17 protein-coding genes are annotated in these 18,565 nt (G+C 62.3%); 11 read left to right on the forward strand and 6 right to left on the reverse strand.

The window, feature by feature from the left end:
• Nucleotides 1-711 precede the first annotated feature (711 nt).
• Nucleotides 712-2,382: a GGDEF domain-containing response regulator gene (locus AC3I65_RS02635; protein ID WP_047227393.1), complete on the reverse strand. Its 1,671-nt coding sequence runs from the start codon at nt 2,380-2,382 to the stop codon at nt 712-714.
• Between the two features lie 285 nt (nt 2,383-2,667).
• On the opposite strand from AC3I65_RS02635, the gene AC3I65_RS02640 reads away from it, so the two are divergent.
• From AC3I65_RS02640 to AC3I65_RS02665, 6 genes are all read left to right on the forward strand, one after another.
• Nucleotides 2,668-3,735, forward strand: coding sequence for a DUF2333 family protein (locus AC3I65_RS02640; protein WP_047227394.1), 1,068 nt, complete (start codon nt 2,668-2,670; stop codon nt 3,733-3,735).
• Nucleotides 3,736-3,738: 3 nt separating this feature from the next.
• Nucleotides 3,739-4,296: an NUDIX hydrolase gene (locus AC3I65_RS02645; protein WP_076382828.1), complete on the forward strand. Its 558-nt coding sequence runs from the start codon at nt 3,739-3,741 to the stop codon at nt 4,294-4,296.
• 171 nt (nt 4,297-4,467) lie between these two features.
• Nucleotides 4,468-4,839, forward strand: a complete 372-nt coding sequence (locus tag AC3I65_RS02650; RefSeq protein ID WP_047227396.1) for a translation initiation factor Sui1 — start codon at nt 4,468-4,470, stop codon at nt 4,837-4,839.
• Nucleotides 4,840-5,062: 223 nt separating this feature from the next.
• Entirely contained in the window at nt 5,063-6,976 is a 1,914-nt protein-coding gene (gene speA, locus AC3I65_RS02655) for an arginine decarboxylase (protein WP_047227397.1), read from the forward strand.
• A 234-nt stretch (nt 6,977-7,210) separates the two neighbouring features.
• On the forward strand, nt 7,211-8,527 hold the full coding sequence (locus AC3I65_RS02660; RefSeq protein WP_439125461.1) for a type VI secretion system Vgr family protein: 1,317 nt from the start codon (nt 7,211-7,213) through the stop codon (nt 8,525-8,527).
• Complete coding sequence (locus tag AC3I65_RS02665) at nt 8,524-9,321, forward strand: DUF4123 domain-containing protein (protein WP_139048472.1); 798 nt, start codon at nt 8,524-8,526, stop codon at nt 9,319-9,321. Before AC3I65_RS02660 ends, AC3I65_RS02665 begins: the two co-directional genes overlap by 4 nt.
• 5 nt (nt 9,322-9,326) lie before the next feature.
• Here the strand turns inward: AC3I65_RS02665 and AC3I65_RS02670 are convergent, their stop codons facing one another.
• Nucleotides 9,327-10,676 (reverse strand): MATE family efflux transporter, encoded by a 1,350-nt coding sequence (locus tag AC3I65_RS02670; protein ID WP_488523439.1) that lies wholly within the window; start codon nt 10,674-10,676, stop codon nt 9,327-9,329.
• A gap of 209 nt (nt 10,677-10,885) precedes the next feature.
• On the reverse strand, nt 10,886-11,179 hold the full coding sequence (locus tag AC3I65_RS02675) for a hypothetical protein (RefSeq protein WP_047227401.1): 294 nt from the start codon (nt 11,177-11,179) through the stop codon (nt 10,886-10,888).
• A 164-nt stretch (nt 11,180-11,343) separates the two neighbouring features.
• Between AC3I65_RS02675 and AC3I65_RS02680 the strand changes: the two genes are divergently transcribed.
• The 4 genes from AC3I65_RS02680 to AC3I65_RS02695 are packed head-to-tail and all read left to right on the forward strand — an operon-like array spanning nt 11,344 to nt 13,616.
• The gene (locus AC3I65_RS02680; RefSeq protein WP_076382820.1) at nt 11,344-11,649 is read left to right on the forward strand and encodes a MazG-like family protein; all 306 of its coding nucleotides are present in this window, start codon (nt 11,344-11,346) and stop codon (nt 11,647-11,649) included.
• On the forward strand, nt 11,646-12,395 hold the full coding sequence (locus AC3I65_RS02685) for a methyltransferase domain-containing protein (RefSeq protein ID WP_047227403.1): 750 nt from the start codon (nt 11,646-11,648) through the stop codon (nt 12,393-12,395). Before AC3I65_RS02680 ends, AC3I65_RS02685 begins: the two co-directional genes overlap by 4 nt.
• 25 nt (nt 12,396-12,420) lie before the next feature.
• Nucleotides 12,421-13,038, forward strand: coding sequence for a DUF4136 domain-containing protein (locus AC3I65_RS02690; RefSeq protein WP_076382818.1), 618 nt, complete (start codon nt 12,421-12,423; stop codon nt 13,036-13,038).
• 20 nt (nt 13,039-13,058) lie between these two features.
• Nucleotides 13,059-13,616 (forward strand): DUF4136 domain-containing protein, encoded by a 558-nt coding sequence (locus AC3I65_RS02695; RefSeq protein ID WP_047227405.1) that lies wholly within the window; start codon nt 13,059-13,061, stop codon nt 13,614-13,616.
• 295 nt (nt 13,617-13,911) lie between these two features.
• On the opposite strand, the gene AC3I65_RS02700 is transcribed toward AC3I65_RS02695, so the two are convergent.
• Both AC3I65_RS02700 and AC3I65_RS02705 read right to left on the reverse strand, forming a co-directional pair.
• Complete coding sequence (locus AC3I65_RS02700) at nt 13,912-14,766, reverse strand: MaoC family dehydratase (RefSeq protein WP_139048470.1); 855 nt, start codon at nt 14,764-14,766, stop codon at nt 13,912-13,914.
• Between the two features lie 2 nt (nt 14,767-14,768).
• Complete coding sequence (locus AC3I65_RS02705; protein ID WP_076382814.1) at nt 14,769-16,121, reverse strand: 3-oxoacyl-ACP reductase; 1,353 nt, start codon at nt 16,119-16,121, stop codon at nt 14,769-14,771.
• 145 nt (nt 16,122-16,266) lie between these two features.
• Between AC3I65_RS02705 and AC3I65_RS02710 the strand changes: the two genes are divergently transcribed.
• A complete protein-coding gene (locus tag AC3I65_RS02710) occupies nt 16,267-17,544 on the forward strand; it encodes an acetyl-CoA C-acetyltransferase (RefSeq protein WP_047227408.1) in 1,278 nt (425 codons plus the stop codon).
• On the opposite strand, the gene AC3I65_RS02715 is transcribed toward AC3I65_RS02710, so the two are convergent.
• Nucleotides 17,531-18,559 carry a bile acid:sodium symporter family protein gene (locus tag AC3I65_RS02715; protein WP_454865179.1) on the reverse strand — a complete coding sequence of 343 codons (1,029 nt, stop codon included), beginning with the start codon at nt 18,557-18,559 and terminating at the stop codon, nt 17,531-17,533. The genes AC3I65_RS02710 and AC3I65_RS02715 overlap by 14 nt on opposite strands.
• Between the last annotated feature and the right edge of the window lie 6 nt (nt 18,560-18,565).

Here is an 18,565-nt window from a genome sequence, read left to right on the forward strand (position 1 = left end):
TGCAAGCCCATCAGCGCAGCGAAATCATCGCCCTGCGCTTCGTTGCTGGCTGTCACGCCCAGCAGCGGCAGGCTGTCGAGGCTCTCGGCCTGTGTGCGGATGCTCTGCAGTTCCCGTTCGACATCGGCGGCCAATTCGCTGCGTCCGCTGCTGACCAGTTTGTCCCGGGCGAGGGACAGTCGGCCCAGATGTTGCGAAGCGGCGAACAACGGCGGCAGGTAGGCCGGGGCGCCATTGGCGTATTGCGCAAGGCGGTCCAGGCTCGCGCTCAGCTCCCGTTCGGCCTGCAACAGCAGGGCTTGCGGATCGCCCGCCAGCTTACCGGCGGCCAGCAGATCGGTCTTGCTGAAGCCGTCGAGGCTGGACAGGCTTGGGCGCAAGCTCTTGGCCAACTCGGGCGGAAATTGGTCCAGGTCCTTTTGCAAGGTATCAATGGACTGGGTCGCTGCGCTGAGGCGCAAGGCGTCGCCGCTGGCCAGGTAATCTTCGATGTTGCGCGCCACCTCGCCCTGGAACTGCCGCGACAGGCTCAGGTAGCGCTCCATCAACAGATAGGGGCGCTCCAGGGCGATTTGCGACCACCACAGGGTGCAAGCCAGGCCAAGGCACACGGCAACTAAAAGAAGGGTATTGAGATTGGTCAGCAGCTTCAGGCGCATCAAGGGTCTACCAAGGGCAGAATCGTAAGTGCTTGAAGTTATTGCGTTTGGGTTACAGGTTTATGACTGAATCGGTGGATTCCGATGAAAAGGTGGCACTTTGCTTTGATTGCCGCGCGCTTTGTACCCGATTGCGCCCTGCGTGCTTGGCGCGGTACAGCGCTTCGTCCGCCTGGCTGGCCATCATCAGGCTGTCGGACTCTTCGCTCATCTGCACCACGCCCGCGCTGAAGGTGCACCACAGGTCCTGGGGCTGCGCCGGGTAGTGAATTTCGGCAAAACGCTGGCGGATTTCATCCAGTACCTTATAGGCCGCATCGATATCCGTGTCCGGCATGACGATGGCGAACTCTTCACCGCCGTAACGGCCGATGAAGTCGGTCTTGCGCAGACGCTGCTTGAGAAACAGCGCCAGGCTTTTGATCACCCGGTCGCCCATGGGGTGGCCGTGGCTGTCGTTGACCCGTTTGAAATGGTCGATGTCCAGCATGGCAAAGCTCAACGGCTTGCCTTCGCGGCGAGCGCGGAAGCAGCAGTCTTCGAGCAATTGCAGGATATGGGTGTGGTTGTAAAGACCGGTGAGGCTGTCGCGGACCATCCGCGCCTTGAGGTTGCGCGCCCGGGCCGCTCGGTTGCGCACGGTGGTGATCAGGTGCCGGGGTTTGATCGGTTTGGTCAGGAAGTCGTCGCCGCCTTCACTCATGGCGTCGAGCTGTTTGTCCAGGTCGTCTTCGGCGGACAGGTAAATGATCGGCACGCTGACATAGCGGTCATTGTGGCGGATCACCTTCGCCAGCTCCGTGCCGGTGCAGGCGGGCATGTACATGTCGAGGATGATCAGATCAGGCTGGAAATCCGCCAGCTCGGCCATGGCCTGGATCGGTTCGATCAGCGTGCGGGTGACGATACCGGCGCTGTTGAGCAGGCGCTCGGTGTGCAGGGCCTGGGCACGGGAGTCATCAATGATCAGCACTTTGTAGGGTTCGTACTGGGCAACGCAGGTCAGCACTTCGATCTTTTCCAGCAGGCTCGAGGCTTCCAGGGTGCCAGTGAGGAACTCCTGCCCGCCGGCGCGCACCGCCGCCAGGCGTGTCGGCGTGTCGGTTTCCAGCAGGCTGAAGAACAATAGCGGCAACGGCTGCTCCAGACCTTCCTGAGCTTCGGCGGCCAGTTTCAGGCCGATGCCGGGGCCGCTGAAGTCCACGTCCATGACAATCGCGGCCGGCAGGCGCTCGACCATCGAAGCCCGAAACGCCGCCACGCTGTCGAGCGCCTGGGCGCTGAGGCCGAAGAACTCCAACTGCTTGGCCAGCCGCTCGGCGCGGTCATGGTCCTGCAACATCACGTAGATGGGTTTGCGCAGCGGCGGCAGGAAGGTCTGTTCGAGCTGATCGCCATGGCGCAGGCCGGTGCGGGACAGGCGCTGCATCAGTCGATTGATTTCAGTGATCAGGTGGCTGCTCAGACGCCCGCGATTGGCTTCCACCGCTTGCAGCGATTGACTGATGCCCTGGGCGAGCTGGCAATGCTCCGGTTGCTCGAAGCGCTCGGCAAAGCGCAGCAGACGCAGGTTGGCTTCGCTGAGCTCCGACAGGTCGACGCCTGACCATTCACTGCGTTGCAGGCGCTGCCAGATCTCCAGGATCTGACGAGCCTGGTGAATTACCCGCTGGGCAAAGTGGTGCTTGAGGCGCTCACGGCTGGGGTCTTCTGGCTCGGTCATATCCTGACTACTAGTTAGGGTGCATGCTGAGATCGACTGGTGGCTCTATGCTAGCACCTCTTTTCATTCGCATGAGTGTCATACGTCAATAATCTGTCTTGGGAGGGTATTCAGTTTATGACCGGTCAGTTTCGTAGGCTGGTGACAGCGCTTCCTTTATAGTGGCCGTTCGATTGCCCTGTCGTGGTCGGCATGATTTGCGCCGCATTATCGCGTTTCAAATCAGGCACGATGGCGTAGGGTTGTGGTCGAACCGTGAACTCAAGTGATTGAAGGGACATCGCCATGCTGGACTGGAAAAACCGCGCGGGCAGCGCGCCTGAACGTGCCGCCGAGCCGAAATCGGCCACCCGCAGCTACCTGGGTGGGCTTTTTTTCAGCCGGGCACTGGCCACCCTGGTCGGCCTGTATTTGCTGGTGACCATTGCCGTCGGCTGGTACTGGAGCCAGGAGCCCGCCCTGTTCCCCGTGCAGCAGAACGCCCAGGCGGCCGCGGAGAAGGAAGGCCGGCAAATGGTGATCGGCTACACCACCGTCGAGACCCTCAAGACCGTGGCCGAAACGCTGCTGACCAAGCCAGGTGGCTACATTTCCAACGACCGTTTCCCGCCGGGCCTGTGGATGGACAACATGCCGAGCTGGGAATATGGCGTGCTGGTGCAGGTACGCGACCTGAGCCGCGCTCTGCGCAAGGACTTCGCCCGATCCCAGTCCCAGTCCGCCGAGGACGCCGACCTGGCCAAGGCCGAGCCGCGCTTCAACTTCGATAACCGCAGCTGGGTGCTGCCCTCCAGTGAGTCGGAGTACCAGGAAGGCATCACTCTGCTGAGCCGCTATCAGGCGCGCCTGTCCGATCCGAACCAGAAAAGCGCGCTGTTCTATGCCCGCGCCGATAACCTGAATAATTGGCTGGGCGATGTCGGCACTCGTCTGGGTTCGCTGTCCCAGCGCCTGTCGGCCAGCGTGGGCCGGGTCAAGCTCAACACCTCGCTGAAAACCGAAGTCACGGCCCCGGGCCAGGTACCGCAAGTGGACGAGGAGGTGGTCGAAACCCCGTGGATGCAAATCGACAACGTGTTCTACGAAGCTCGCGGCCAGGCCTGGGCGCTGTCGCATTTGCTGCGCGCAATCGAAGTGGATTTCGCCGATGTGCTGGCAAAGAAAAACGCCACGGTCAGCGTGCGGCAGATCATTCGTGAACTCGAAGCCTCCCAGGAGCCGGTCTGGAGCCCGATGATCCTCAATGGCAGCGGCTTCGGTGTATTGGCGAACCATTCGCTGGTGATGGCCAACTACATTTCCCGCGCCAACGCGGCGGTGATCGACTTGCGGCAACTGCTGAACCAGGGCTGACAGATGGAAGAAAGTCCGCGGGAGGTCGCTCATCGAGTGGCCTCGGATGCCGAGCTTATCGCTTGGGTCGATAAAGACGACAACCTGCTTGGCAGCCTGGTGCGTTCGGACCTGCGTGAGCGCGGTCTGATCGGGCGCGGCACCTACATCATGCTGTTCAACTCGGCCGGTGAGTTGTGCGTTCATCGGCGGACCCTGAGCAAGGCAATCTATCCGGGTTTCTGGGACGTGGCGGCCGGCGGGATGGTGCAGGCCAACGAGACCTATGCCGAGTCGGCGGCTCGAGAGCTGGCGGAAGAGTTGGGCGTGAGCGGCGTCGAACTGACGGCCCATGACCATTTTTATTTCGAAGACAGCGGCAGTCGCCTGTGGTGCTCGGCGTTCTCGGCCGTGTGGGACGGGCCGCTGATTCTGCAACCTGAAGAGGTACTCGAGGCGCGTTTCCTGGCGGTCGACCAGGTGCTCGATGAAATCCAGCACAAGCCTTACTGCCCGGACTCTCTGGCGGCACTGGAGCGCTATTTGCGAGCCCATGGCGATGATGTCGCAAAGAAGCGCTAAATTGGCGCCGATTGGCCCTTAGCAAGTTAGCTTTTTGCCGTTACACTGCGCGACTTTTCAAGCTGAATCGCTGTCTGCGATCCAGTAGCGCTGCCCCTGCCTGAGTGGGGCTTCGCGGTCGGGGCACTTACTTTTGCCCGGCCAGTCTTTGTCCTCCCAAGAGGATTGCCGGTGGCCAAAAAAGCCGCATCCTTCGCCGCCTTGGGCGGCCTGGTATTTTCTACCGACGCCGGTCGTCATTGCCCTGATTGCCGCCAGCCGGTGGATGCCTGCATCTGCAAACAGACCACCATCCCGGAAGGTGACGGTATCGCTCGCGTGCGCCGTGAAAGCAAAGGTCGCGGTGGCAAGACGGTGACCACGATCACTGGCGTGCCGCTGGCCGAGGACGCGCTCAAGGAACTGGCCACCACGTTGAAGAAACGCTGTGGCACCGGTGGTGCTTTGAAAGACGGCATCATCGAGATCCAGGGCGATCACGTCGAGCTGCTGCTGGCGGAACTGACCCGACACGGCTTCAAGGCGAAAAAGTCCGGCGGCTAGCAGCCTCTGTGAAAACCACCCTCGGCTTGATTCGAACCCTTTCTACGAAGCACGGTTCGAAGTCGCCCACATGGTTTTCACAGAGCCTGTTCTGAACGGGTTTCTAAACTCAGCGCTGTGAGCAGGGTCTACCTTGCTTACAGGCAAATCGTCATTTCCATTCTCTAGACTGCTCCAGCCTCCTACCGGATGGTGCATTTTGACTTCTTTATAGGGGACTTCGATGTCCGTACGACGCACACGCAAAGACGATGGCAGCCAATGGACAGTTGCGGACAGCCGCAGTGTTTACGGGATCCGCCATTGGGGGGCCGGGTATTTCGCGATCAATGACGCCGGTCGCGTCGAAGTCCGTCCGAACGGTCCAGGCAGTTCGCCCATCGACCTGTTCGAGCAAGTCGACCAGTTGCGCCAGAGCGGCCTGTCGCTGCCCTTGCTGGTGCGCTTCCCCGACATCCTGCAAGACCGCGTGCGCCAGCTCACCGGTGCGTTCGACAGCAACATCGCGCGCCTGGAATACCAGAGCCAGTACACCGCGCTCTATCCGATCAAGGTCAACCAGCAGGAAGCGGTGATCGAAAACATCATCGCCACCCAGAACGTTTCCATCGGTCTTGAGGCCGGCTCCAAGCCCGAGCTGCTGGCGGTGCTGGCCCTGGCGCCCAAGGGCGGGACTATCGTCTGCAACGGTTACAAGGACCGCGAGTTCATTCGCCTGGCGCTGATGGGCCAGAAACTGGGCCATAACGTCTTCATCGTGATCGAGAAAGAATCCGAAGTCGGCCTGGTGATCGAAGAAGCCGCGTCGCTCAAGGTCAAGCCACAGGTCGGCCTGCGGGTACGCCTGTCGTCCCTGGCGTCGAGCAAGTGGGCCGATACCGGTGGCGAAAAGTCCAAGTTCGGCTTGTCTGCCGCGCAACTGCTGTCGGTGGTCGAGCGCTTCCGCGCCGCTGGCCTGGATCAGGGCATCCGCCTGCTGCATTTCCACATGGGCTCGCAGATCGCCAACCTGGCGGACTACCAGCATGGCTTCAAGGAAGCGATCCGCTACTACGGTGAGCTGCGCAACCTCGGCCTGCCGGTGGATCACATCGATGTTGGCGGTGGCCTGGGCGTGGACTATGACGGTACGCACTCGCGCAATGCCAGTTCGATCAACTACGACATGGACGATTACGCCGGTGTCGTGGTTGGCATGCTCAAGGAGTTCTGCGATGCCCAGAGCCTGCCGCATCCGCACATATTCTCGGAAAGTGGTCGCTCCCTGACCGCCCACCACGCGATGCTGGTGGTGCAGGTGACCGACGTCGAGAAACACCACGACGACGTGCCGGTGATCGAAAACAAGGAAAGCCTGCCGGAGACCGTGCAGTGGCTGGTTGACCTGCTGGGCCCGACTGATATCGAGATGGTCACCGAGACCTACTGGCGCGCCACCCACTACATGAGTGACGTGGCCGCCCAGTACGCCGACGGCAAGCTGACCCTGGCGGAAAAAGCCCTGGCCGAGCAGTGCTACTTCGCGGTGTGCCGTCGCCTGCATAACTCGTTGAAGGCCCGCCAGCGCTCCCACCGTCAGGTGCTGGATGAGCTCAACGACAAGCTCGCCGACAAGTACATCTGCAACTTCTCGGTGTTCCAGAGCCTGCCGGACACCTGGGCCATCGGTCAGGTGCTGCCGATCCTGCCGCTGCATCGCCTCGATGAAGAGCCGTTGCGCCGCGCCGTGCTGCAAGACCTGACCTGCGACTCCGACGGCAAGATCAAGCAGTACGTCGACGAGCAGAGCATCGAAACCAGCCTGCCGGTGCATTCCCTCAATCCGGGCGAAGATTACCTGTTGGGCATCTTCCTGGTGGGTGCCTACCAGGAAATCCTTGGCGACATGCACAACCTGTTCGGTGACACCGACTCGGTGAACATCTACCAGAATGCCGACGGCAGCGTGTACCACGCCGGTATCGAAACCCACGACACCATCGAAGACATGCTGCGCTACGTGCACCTGTCGCCGGAGGAGTTGATGACCCACTACCGCGACAAATGCGCCAGCGCCCGTATCAGCGCCGCGGAACGCACCCAGTTCCTGGATGCCCTGCGCCTGGGGTTGACGCGGTCGTCCTACCTGTCTTCCTGATGGCGGCCTGAACGCCCTCCGGGACTGTCAGAAAATACACCGTGTGCTGCGGGTTTTTTCGGATAGTCCCGGAGGGCGTTTTTATTTGTGCCGCTGTTATTTCCGAACACTGGTGCATTTAACCGGTGGTGTCCTTATTTCGTGTAGTCCCTTTCCTAACTTGTACTTGGGCTCTCTACTCGGCCATGGCTCTCAGCGAGAATCCTCAGCCGCCCCTCCTGTAGAGAAACGCCGATGTCCGATCCAGCCAGCGAGCCGTCATTTCGTCTGGAGATAGCCGGTCTGCCCGAATCCTTTGTTGTCGTGGCCTTCACGGGCAGCGAAGCCATCAGCGAACCCTTTGTCTTTGATGTGGAGCTGTTGATCGGCGATACGCCCCTGGACCTTGCCGGGTTGCTCTACCGCAGCGTCTGGTTGAGTTTCGACGCTGGAGGGCGGGGCATCCATGGGCAGATTCACGAGCTTGTCCAGCATCGTCAGGGCGCTGGTTGCCGGGTGCGCATCGGGCCGAAGCTGACGTGCCTGGCGCAACGATTCAGCCAGCGGGTGTTCAGTGCCCGCTCAGTGCCGCAAATCATTCGCCAGGTGCTCAAGGCCCACGGCATTGCCGGACGCCAGGTGTGCCTGGCTTTGAGTGGTGATTATCCGCTGCGCGATTTCTGTACCCAATATCGGGAGTCAGATCTGCAATTTCTCCAACGCGTGTGCGCCGAGGCGGGCATTTACTTCCATTTCGAGCAGGCTCGGGATGGGCATTGTCTGGTTTTTGCTGACAGCACGGACGATTCCCTGCCCGATGGCGAGACGCTTTACAGGCTCGAGGGAACGGCTCCGGCGGTGCGCAACTGGCGTGTACAAAGCGATGTTTCGGGGGAGCAGGTAGCCTTGGGCCGCAGCGATCTGATGGGGCTGCATTGCGGCCGGACGCTGTCGCTGGCAGGGCACCCTGTCGAAGGCTGGAACCAGCCCTGGCTGTTGACGAAAGTCGAGCATCGCGCGCAGGCCGGCGTATATGGCAACCATTTTCGCGCCATTCCTGCGGGATGGCCGTTCGTGGCGACCGGGGTTGCGGCAAAACCTCGCATGCTGAGTCGGCAGCGCGGCTGGGTGGTCACGGTCGATGAGCCGCAGATGCAGGTGGCGGGGCGAGTGGCGGTGCAGTTCGACTGGGTCTATCAGGGGGAGGGAGCCAGTCCCAGTCATTGCTGGCTGCCGTTGGCCCCTGAGCTGGCCGCTTGGGGGCACGCCATTGGCAAGGGCTCCGAGGTGCTGGTGAGTTTTATCGAGGGCGACCCGGACCGTCCATTGATCAGCGCACTGCTCGACGCGCCGGCATCTCGGGAAGACGCGGATGAATCCCCCCTGAGTGAAACGTCCCAACCAGTCCATGAGGGCTCTGGCTTCGACCCGCTTCTGTTGGCGGCGATCCAGAGTGCCGAGCCGTTGGTGTTGTTGTGTCTGTTGCCCGGAGGCGGCAGCTTCAACCCCTGTAGCCAGCCGTTGTGCACCTGCCGCATGCTCACGCAGCTTGGCGCGGGCGCTGCTCCATGAATGCTGCCGCCATGTCTGCATCAGCGCCGCAATGGCTGCTGCTCGACGTACCCGGTGCGCCGGACACCGCGCAGCGTTTGCAGGAGCAGTTCGCCGAGATCCGGCGCTTTGCCTTGTTCGAAGGCACCGAATTGCACGGGCTGAGGGAGCATGGTCCGTTGCTGGTGGATTTGCAGCAATCGCCGGCACTGGCCAGCCTGTGTCACCTGGATGCCGGCGCCTGGCCGGGGCTGTTGTTGGTCAGCCGAGCGTCAGAGGCGCAATTACTGGCGCATCTGCGGCGCATGTTGACGGTGACGTTAGGCCTGCATCACAAGGCCTTGCTGAACTATTACAACCCTCACACGGCCAGTTATTTCTTCGACGGTTGCGATCCTCGGGAACTCAGTTGCTGGCTGGGGCCGATCAGCCTGGTGCGCTGGTTCGGCGGGACCTGGGGCGACAGGACCATCGGCAGCCAGGGCTGGCAGCAACTCTGCAATCCGGGGCTGGCAGTACCGGCACTGGAAAATGAACACAGTCTCAGCCATTGGCAGCAGAGTCAGTTGCAGCGATGTCTGCTGGAACGCCACGTCTGGCAGTGGTCTTGTTCTACCGGACGGGATTTCCGCCTGCTCTGGGAGGACTTGCAGCAAGGGCTGACCCTGGGGTTCACCGAACGACCGGTACTCGACGACTGGTTATGGCTGCGCCTGCAGTACCCCAATGCCCGACCCGTGCCGGGGCTCAAAGGCGGTTCGCAGCGCGAACGCCTGGATCATCTGCGGCGGCTGTGGCAGGACAATCAAGGTTGAAAAGGTCAATGGGCGCCGGCACCGAACCAGCTATCGCGCTGTTGCATGCGCCAGGCGAAAGCACCCAGGGTCAGGCTGCGCAAAGCCATGAACAGCAGGAAAGTGATCCACAGCCCGTGGTTGCCCAGCGCTTGCAGTACCCAGGCAAACGGCGACACCAGCAACAGGGTCAACAGCATGCCGTTGCGCATTTCCCTGGCACGAGTGGCGCCGATGAACAGGCCATCGAGCAAATAACTCCAGACCGCAATCAACGGCAGCGCTGCCAGGTAAGGCAGGTAGCGGTAAGCGGTGTCGCGCACGTCCGGAATATCGGTCTGCATATCGATGAACAGGTGGCCGGCGAGCAGAAACAGTAAGGCAAACCCCACGCTGGCAATCAATGACCATCCGCAGGCCACCACCAGCGAGCGGCGCAGGGCCAGGCGGTCGCGGGCGCCGATGGCGTGACCGCACAGCGCTTCGACGGCATGGGCCAGACCGTCCAGGGCGTGGGCTGTCAGCAGCAGACCATTGAGCAGCAGCGCGTTGGCTGCCACGGTCGCATCCCCCAGACGCGCGCCTTGCACCGTGATCAGGAAGAACACCGCTTGCAGCGCCAGGCTGCGAATGAAAATGTCCCGGTTCACCGCCAGCAACGGACGCCAGCTTTGCCACACCCCCAAGGCCGCCCAGGCGATCTGCCCCGGCCAGGCCTGCAGCGTGTTGCGCGCCAGGATCAGACCGACCAGGGCGCCGGTCCACTCGGCAATCACCGACGCCCGGGCCGAACCGGTCACGCCCCAGTCCAGGCCGATCACGAACCACAGGTTCAGGGCGATGTTCACCAGGTTGGTCACCAGCAGGATCGCCAACGGCGCCCGGGCATTCTGAGCACCGAGAAACCAGCCCACCAGCGCATAACTGGCCAGCGCCGCTGGCAAGCCAAACAGCCGGGTGTGGAAAAAGTCCCGGGTCAACTGCTCAAGCTCGGCGGATGGCTGCATGAAATGCAACGCCACGCCACTCAACGGCACGCCGGCCGCACCCAGCACCAGCGCCAACCCCATCGCCAGCAGCAGACCTTGCAGCAGCACCTGCCGCAACGCCGCTCCATCCCCACGCCCGGCTGCCTGGGCGGCGAACCCGGTGGTGCCCATGCGCAAGAAACCCATGGCCCAGGCCAGCACCGTATACAAACTCGCCCCGACCGCCACCGCGCCTAACTGATGGGCATGGGGCAAGTGGCCGATGACGGTGCTGTCCACCAGTGCCACCAGCGGCACGGAAATGTTCGAGAGAATCATCGGTGCGGCCAGCGCCCATACCCGGCGGTGGGTAAGACGGTCGCGCCAGTCGGTGATCAGGTTGGACATGCGAGCTCCTTGGCGGAGCGCGATTGTAGCGGGTTCTCGCATGATCGTTTTCATGCTCCGCGTGGGAATGCCTCTAGGGACGCTCCGCGTTCGATCTCAAAAAACTCTGTGGGAGCAAGGCTTGCCCGCGATGAAGATGACGCGGTCTTTCAGGGCGCCGAGGCGCCTGTATCGCGAGCAAGCTTTGCTCCCACACAGTGCTCTCGGCCCTAGTGAATGATCCAGCTCAACAACCACAACCCCAGCACCAACCAGATAATGCCCAGGATGATCGACGCCCGCATGAAGGCGCGGATTGCCGAGTACAGCAGCATCAGCCCGAGGATCAGCGCAATGATGCTGATGATCGAGGTGTCCATGCCCAGTGTGCGCGACAGGCCATCGACAAAGTTGCCGCCAGCATTGGCCAGGGTGTTGAACAGGCCGCTGAGCAGGTCGACGATAAACCGGATCACCGAACCGAGCGCCTGGCCGAGCCATTCGAAAAAGCTTTCTACCTGCATGTGTACATCCTGATGAGAGAGATCGGAATCGAGCCTTGGGCTTCTGGTTGTAAGAGCGGCTGAAGGCCAAGATCGTTCGATTATGGGGCAAAACGCCGCTTCGTACCGAGACGCTTGCCTTCCCTCGTCATCCCCCCGAAGCTATGCGCATTCAGGAGACCCCGATGAACCTTGTTGAACTGACCGAACGCCTGCATGCCATTCGTGACCATAACGATTGGCGGCAATTTCACAGCCCGAAAAACCTCGCCATGGCCGCCAGTGTGGAAATGGCCGAACTGGTGGAGATTTTCCAGTGGCTGACCGAGGACCAGTCGCGCCAGTTGCCGGCGGACAAGCTGGCCCACGCTGGGCAGGAAGTCGGTGACATTGTGTTGTACTTGTTGCTGCTGTGCAGCGAGCTGGGGTTGGATATGGAGGCTGTGGTGCGCAGCAAGCTGGCCGACAGCGAGCGGCGGTTCGGCCAATGAGCGATCGCCATTTCGATCAGCTCGCCACGCGCTTTGCTGAAAAAATCTACGGTGGGGCCAAAGGTGCGATCCGCCTGGCGGTGCTGCAGGCCGATCTGCTTGAAGCCTTGCCTGAGCGTCCGTTGCGTGTGTTGGACATAGGCGCCGGCTTGGGCCACATGTCGTTGTGGCTGGCCGAGCGCGGCCATCAAGTGACCCTGGCCGAGCCAGCCGAGCCCATGCTCGAAGGTGCCCGTCAGCGATTCGCCGATGCCGGTCAGAGCGCAACGTTCATCCAGGCGCCGTGGCAGGCGCTGCCTGACCAGCTCACTGAGCCTTACGACCTGGTGCTGTGCCACGCGGTGCTGGAATGGCTGGCCGAACCCCATGCGATCCTGCCGGTGCTGCATCAACTCACGGTCCCGGGCGGCTGGTTGTCCCTGGCGTTCTACAACCGCGACGCGCTGGTTTATCGCAACCTGCTCAAGGGGCATTTTCGCAAGTTGCGCAAAAATGACATGGCCGGTGAAAAACAGAGCCTGACCCCGCAACAACCCCTTGATCCGCGGGAATTGGCGGCGCAACTTGAAGGCGTGTGGCAGGTCGAAACTCAAAGTGGCGTGCGGGTTTTCCATGACTACATGCCGGTGGAGTTCCAGGGCCGCGTGGAGCTGGCGCAGTTGCTGGAGATGGAGCTGGCTCACCGCCGCCATCCGGCGTTTGCCGGGTTGGGGCGTTATCTGCACTGGGTCTGCCGTCCCCTCTGATCTGAAAGAGCAATCGGAGCGCGAAATGAAAGGTCGTTCAGGGTTGTTGGTGTTGTGCCTGGGACTGGCTGCCTGCCAGGGCAGCAACCCGTATGTCGCCACGTCTAACCCGCTGCCACCGGCGCCGCCGCAGGCCGCCACGGTGTTTGACCGCAGCGCTTACCCCGCGCCACCCCGTGACTACGGGCGCTATCGCAGTTGGGCCTGGCTCAACGGGCGACTGCCACCGGGCACCGCTTGGGCGGACTCGGCCCAGGTGGCTGAAGCGGTGAGCAACGCCCTGGATCAACGCGGCCTGCGTCCATTGCATGACAACCGCCCGGCCGACCTGTTCGTCAGTGCCGACCTGCGCCTGGAAACGCGCGTGCGTCAGGTTCGGGACGACTATGATTCCGGTTACTACGGCGGCTACAACCGTTACGACCGCTACGGCCCCGGCTATGGCATGTATCACTCGGTGCCGGTGGTGCGCACTTATCGGGAGCAGGTCGTGGTGGTGCGAGTGGACCTGTTCGATGCCCGTAATGGTCAGCCGGTGTGGAGCGCCAGCGCCGAGACCAGCCAGCGCGGCAGTCAGAGCGCGCGCACCGATGCCATTCGCGAAGCGGTGGAAAAAGCCCTGTCGGCTTATCCTCCAAGTTGATTACGCAACGGAGAAAAACCATGTTTCGCCGTATCGCTCTACTGGCTTTTACCCTGTTGCTCGGCGCCTGTGCGGGTACCCCGGTCAACCACGACTTTGACACCAGCCGGGATTTCTCGGCTTACCGCAGTTGGAGCTGGAAAGAGCCGGCGCTGCAATATCGTCCCGATGATCCGCGCATCAAGAGCGACCTGACCGAACAGCGGATCCGTCAGGCGGTTGCCGATCAACTCGACCAGCGCGGTCTGCGCCCGGCCCAGGCTGGCGGGCGAGGGGATGTGATGGTCCAGGCCTACCTGATCGTCGAGGATCGCCAGCAACAGATCACGACCAACTACGGCGGTGGTTGGGGCAGCCCTTGGAATGGCTATTGGGGCGGGCCGATGTACAACGAAACCCGCAACATCAGCTACAAGGTCGCCACGGTGCAGATTGACCTGCTCGATGGCAAGGACGGCAAGCTGGTGTGGCGTGGCAGTGATGAACGAATGCTCAGCAACTCGCCCAATCCGACGGATCGCAGCACCGCAGTGCGTGAGACGGTTGCGCGGATCCTGGCGAACTATCCGCCGCGGTAGGCGGATTCAGCATCGAAGCCAACTGACCCACCGCTATCGCGAGCAGGCTCGCTCCCACAGGGGATTTGTGTCGAACGCAGGCCCCATGAACGCCCGAGAACCCATGTGGAAGCGAGTCTGCTCGCGATGACGGCGGCCCATTCAACATCGATGCAAGCTGACCCACCGCTATCGCGAGCAGGCTCGCTCCCACAGGGGATTTGTTTCGAACGCAGGCCCCATGAACGCCCGAGAACCCATGTGGGAGCGAGCCTGCTCGCGATAGCCATCGCACATTCAACAAAGATGCCGGTCCTCAGCCAGCCGGCCGCCAGCTCCCCACCATATGCTCCAAGTCCCCCGAACCGATCAATCGCAAGTCCCCGCTGGACCCCGCGGCACTCGCCAGCAGTGTCACTTCGCTGGGCAGGCGCACCGGCTTCTTGAAGGTGACATCGATCTCGACGTTGGCATCGGGTAAGTGTTCGTCCAGCGCCGCCAGGGTCCTGGCCTTGTTCCACAGGCCGTGGGCGATGGCGGTGGGGAAGCCGAACAGCCGGGCGCTGAGGCCGCTCAGGTGGATCGGGTTGTAATCGCCGGACACCTTGGCATATTGCCGGCCAATGTCAGCCGGCGCGGTCCAGTGCGCCACTTCAGTCAATGCCTGAATCTCTTGCAGCGGCTCTTCCACCAACGCGCCGTCAAGCTGGACGCCCTTGCAAAGCATCTGGCTCTCGGCCTCCCACAACGGCCCCAATTGATCATCAATGCGAGTCACAAGGTCGAACACCGCGCCCTTGGGGTGAGCTTGCAGATTCTGCACGTTGACGCGAGCCTGCACTTGGCTGACCCCGCCCATGGGCCGCAGTAAACGGATGCGATTGCTCAAGTGGATCAGCCCCAGCAACGGGAACGGAAAGTCCCGGGCGGTGAGCAATTGCATCTGCAGGGCAAACGCCAGTACGTGGGGGTAGGTCGGCGGCAGCAGTCCGTTTTCGGCAAAACCGCAGACCTTGCGATAGGCCGCCAGGCGTTGCGGATCGACCTGTATCACTTGGCGCAGTCCGTCCTGGGGCAAGGTTTTTCCAGTGACCTTGCGCCGTGTCGCGGCTTTCACGTACAGCGAGGACATACCGGGCGCGGCGTTTACTTCATGCCATTGGATCGTCATGGTCATGCTCCCAGGAGGCTTTGCCCGCACACCCGCAGCGTTTGGCCGGTAACGGCGCCCGTCCCCGGCTGGGCGAGCCAGGCCACGGCTTCGGCGACGTCCTGTGGCAGGCCGCCCTGGCCCAGGGAACTCATGCGCCGCCCGGCTTCGCGCAGGGCGAAAGGGATGTCGGCGGTCATGCGGGTTTCAATGAAACCCGGGGCTACGGCGTTGATGCTGATCCCCCGAGGTTGCAGGACCGGCGCCCAGGCCTGGGCCAGACCGATCAATCCGGCCTTGCTCGCTGCGTAGTTGGTCTGGCCGCGATTGCCGGCGATGCCGCTGATGGACGCCAGCAGAATTACTCGGCCATTGTCCCGCAGGGTGCCACTGTCGAGCAGGGCCTTGGTCAGCACCTGCGGCGCGTTGAGGTTGACCGCCAGCACCGCGTCCCAGAACTCCGGGGTCATGTTGGCGAGCGTCTTGTCCCGGGTGATGCCAGCGTTGTGCACCACGATGTCGATGCCGTCGGGCAGGTGTTCAGTCAACTGTGTAGCGGCGTCTTCAGCACAAATGTCCAGCGTCACGCTGCGCCCGCTAAGGCGTGCAGCCAGGGCTTCGAGATCGGCCTTGGCCTGCGGGACGTCCAGCAGGATCACGTCGGCGCCATCGCGGGACAGGGTTTCGGCAATGGAGGCGCCGATCCCGCGGGCCGCGCCGGTGACCAGAGCCTTGAGGCCGGTGAGCGGACGCGTCCAGTCCTGGACCTGCGCCTGGCAGGCATCAAGGCGAATGACCTGCCCGGAAACGTAGGCGCTCTTGGGCGACAGGAAAAACCGCAGCGCACCTTCCAGTTGGGCCTCGGCGCCGTCACCCACATACAGCAATTGCAGCGTCCCGCCATGACGCAACTCTTTGGCCAGGGAACGGCTGAAGCCCTCCAAGGCCCGCTGCGTGCTGGCGGCAAACGGATCGGCGAGACCTTCCGGAGCGCGGCCGAGGATGACGACATGGGCGCTGTGGTCGAGGTTCTTCATCAGGGGTTGGAAGAACTCGCGCAGTTGCTTGAGCTGGTCGGCCTGCGCCAGATGACTGGCGTCGTACACCACCGCCTTGATTTTCGGACCGTGACCGGGGATCCATTCGGTGGCCAGTGTCGGTTCGCCCCCGTAGATGAAGATCGCATCGGTCAGGCGCTTGGCAAATGCGCCGATCTGTTCGGTCAACGGCCCGCCGCCCAACAGCAACGCACCTTCGATCGGCCGCAGCCGCCCGGCCTGCCAGCGCTCCAGGCGGGCCGGCGATGGCAGGCCCAGCGCACCGACCAGACGCAGGCCCAGGGGCGAATTGGCGAAGTCGATATAACGGTCTGACATGGAACACACTCCGGCTGATGAGGTTCAAAGTGTGGACCATGATTGGCAATCAGTCGTTCGATTGGCCAGATAAAGCCTAAGCTTGTGCGGGAGCCGGGTTTCCGCAGGCCCATTGGCGCATCCGGACATACACAGGGAGTTCTTCATGACACAGCTACGCCGCGTCGCGATCATTGGTGGTAACCGCATCCCCTTCGCCCGCTCCAACGGGGCCTATGCCACCGCCAGCAACCAGGCGATGCTGACCGCCGCGCTCGAGGGGCTGATCGAGCGCTACAACCTGCATGGCCTGCACATCGGTGAGGTGGCCGCCGGTGCGGTGCTCAAGCTTTCCCGGGATCTGAACCTGACCCGCGAATGCGTGCTCGGTTCGCGGCTATCGCCCACCACCCCGGCCTACGACCTGCAACAGGCTTGCGGCACGGGGTTGGAGACTGTGCTGTTGACGGCCAACAAGATCGCCCTCGGGCAGATCGACAGTGCCATTGCCGGCGGCGTAGACACCACCTCGGATGCGCCGATTGGCGTCAACGAAGGGCTGCGCAGAATCCTGCTGCAAGCCAATCGCGCCAAAACCACCGCTGAGAAAATCAAGACCTTCCTGCAACTGCGTCCCCAGCACCTCGTTCCCGAACTGCCGCGCAACGGCGAGCCACGAACCGGCCTGTCCATGGGCCAGCATTGCGAACTGATGGCTCAGACCTGGCAGATTCCCAGGGAGGAGCAGGACCAATTGGCCCTGGAAAGTCATCAGAAAATGGCCGCGTCCTACGCCGAAGGCTGGCAGAACGACTTGATGACGCCGTTTCTCGGCCTGACACGGGACAACAACCTGCGTCCGGACCTGACCCTGGAAAAACTCACCGCCCTCCAGCCGGCCTTCGAAAAAAGCGCCAAGGGCACGATGACGGCGGGCAACTCCACGCCATTGACCGATGGCGCGTCACTGGTGTTGCTGGGCAGCGAAGAGTGGGCCAAGTCCCGGGGGTTGCCGATCCTGGCGTATGTGCGCGACGGCGAAACGGCAGCGGTGGATTTCGTCAACGGAGCAGAGGGGTTGTTGATGGCGCCGGCCTACGCCGTGCCTCGGTTACTGGCGCGCAACGGCCTGACGTTACAGGACTTTGATTACTACGAGATCCACGAGGCATTTGCCGCTCAAGTGTTATGCACGCTCAAAGCCTGGGAAGACCCGGATTATTGCAAGACGCGACTGGGCCTCGACGCTCCGTTGGGCAGCATAGACCGCAGCCGGCTGAACGTGAAAGGCAGCTCCCTGGCCGCCGGCCACCCGTTTGCCGCCACGGGTGGAAGAATCGTCGCCAACCTCGCCAAGTTGCTGGACGCGGCGGGGCGGGGCCGCGGTCTGATTTCCATCTGCGCGGCCGGTGGCCAGGGTGTGACGGCAATCATCGAGCGTTGAGGGACGCCTCGCGTTGTTGATGAATCAGTTCCCGTTGGCGGTTGGCGTAGCGCTCGGCCAGGATCGAACAGACGATCAGCTGCAACGGGTGATAGATCATGATCGGCAACAGGATCAGCCCCAGGCCGGGGTTGTTGCCGAAAATCAACGCGGCCATCGGCACCCCGGCCGCCAGGGATTTCTTGCTGGCGCAGAACACCGCGGCAATCTCATCGGCGTTGCTGAACCGCAGGGCCCGGGCGGTACGGGTGGTCATCCACAAAATGATTGCCAGCAACACGGCACTGCCAAGCAATGCACTGAGCAGCACAGTGTTGCCTTGTTGTTGCCAGATCCCGGACACCATCGAATTGCAGAACGCCGCGTAGACCAGCAGCAGGATCACCAGTTTGTCGATGATGCTGGTGTAGCGTTTGTACCGCCCGAAAAAACCGGCCAGCCAGCGCCGCAGTAACTGTCCGAGCACCAGCGGCAGCAGCAACATCAGGCAAAGGTCGAGCAAAGTCGCACCCAGATCGATACCCCCGGCGCCGCTGCCGACCACGAAACTGACCAGCAGTGGCGTCAGGAAAATCCCCAGCACGCTGGACAGGCTCGCGTTGAGAATCGCCGCCGGTACGTTACCGCCGGCGCTGCCGGTCAGGGCCACCGAGGACGAAATGGTCGAGGGCAGGACGCACAGGTAAAAGAACCCCAGCATCAGCAGTGACGGCACATGGCGACCCAGAAGCCAATCGCTGACCAGCCAGATCAACGGAAACACGCCGAAGGTAAAGACCTGCACCATCACGTGCAGTCGGGTGTTTCTCAGACCGTGGCGGATCTGCTCGCCGGACAGGTTTATCCCGTGCAGGAAGAACACGACAAAGATGCCGATATTGACCACCCACTCGGCATGCATGGCGCCACCCGTGGCGCCAAAGCTGGGAAACAGATACGCCAGCAACGTGGCAAGCAGCATGCCGCACAGGAACCAGTCGGTTACCAGGCGTTTGAGGTGTCTGAAAATGTGCATACGGCA

The organism is Pseudomonas sp. N-1-13, from assembly GCF_057787095.1.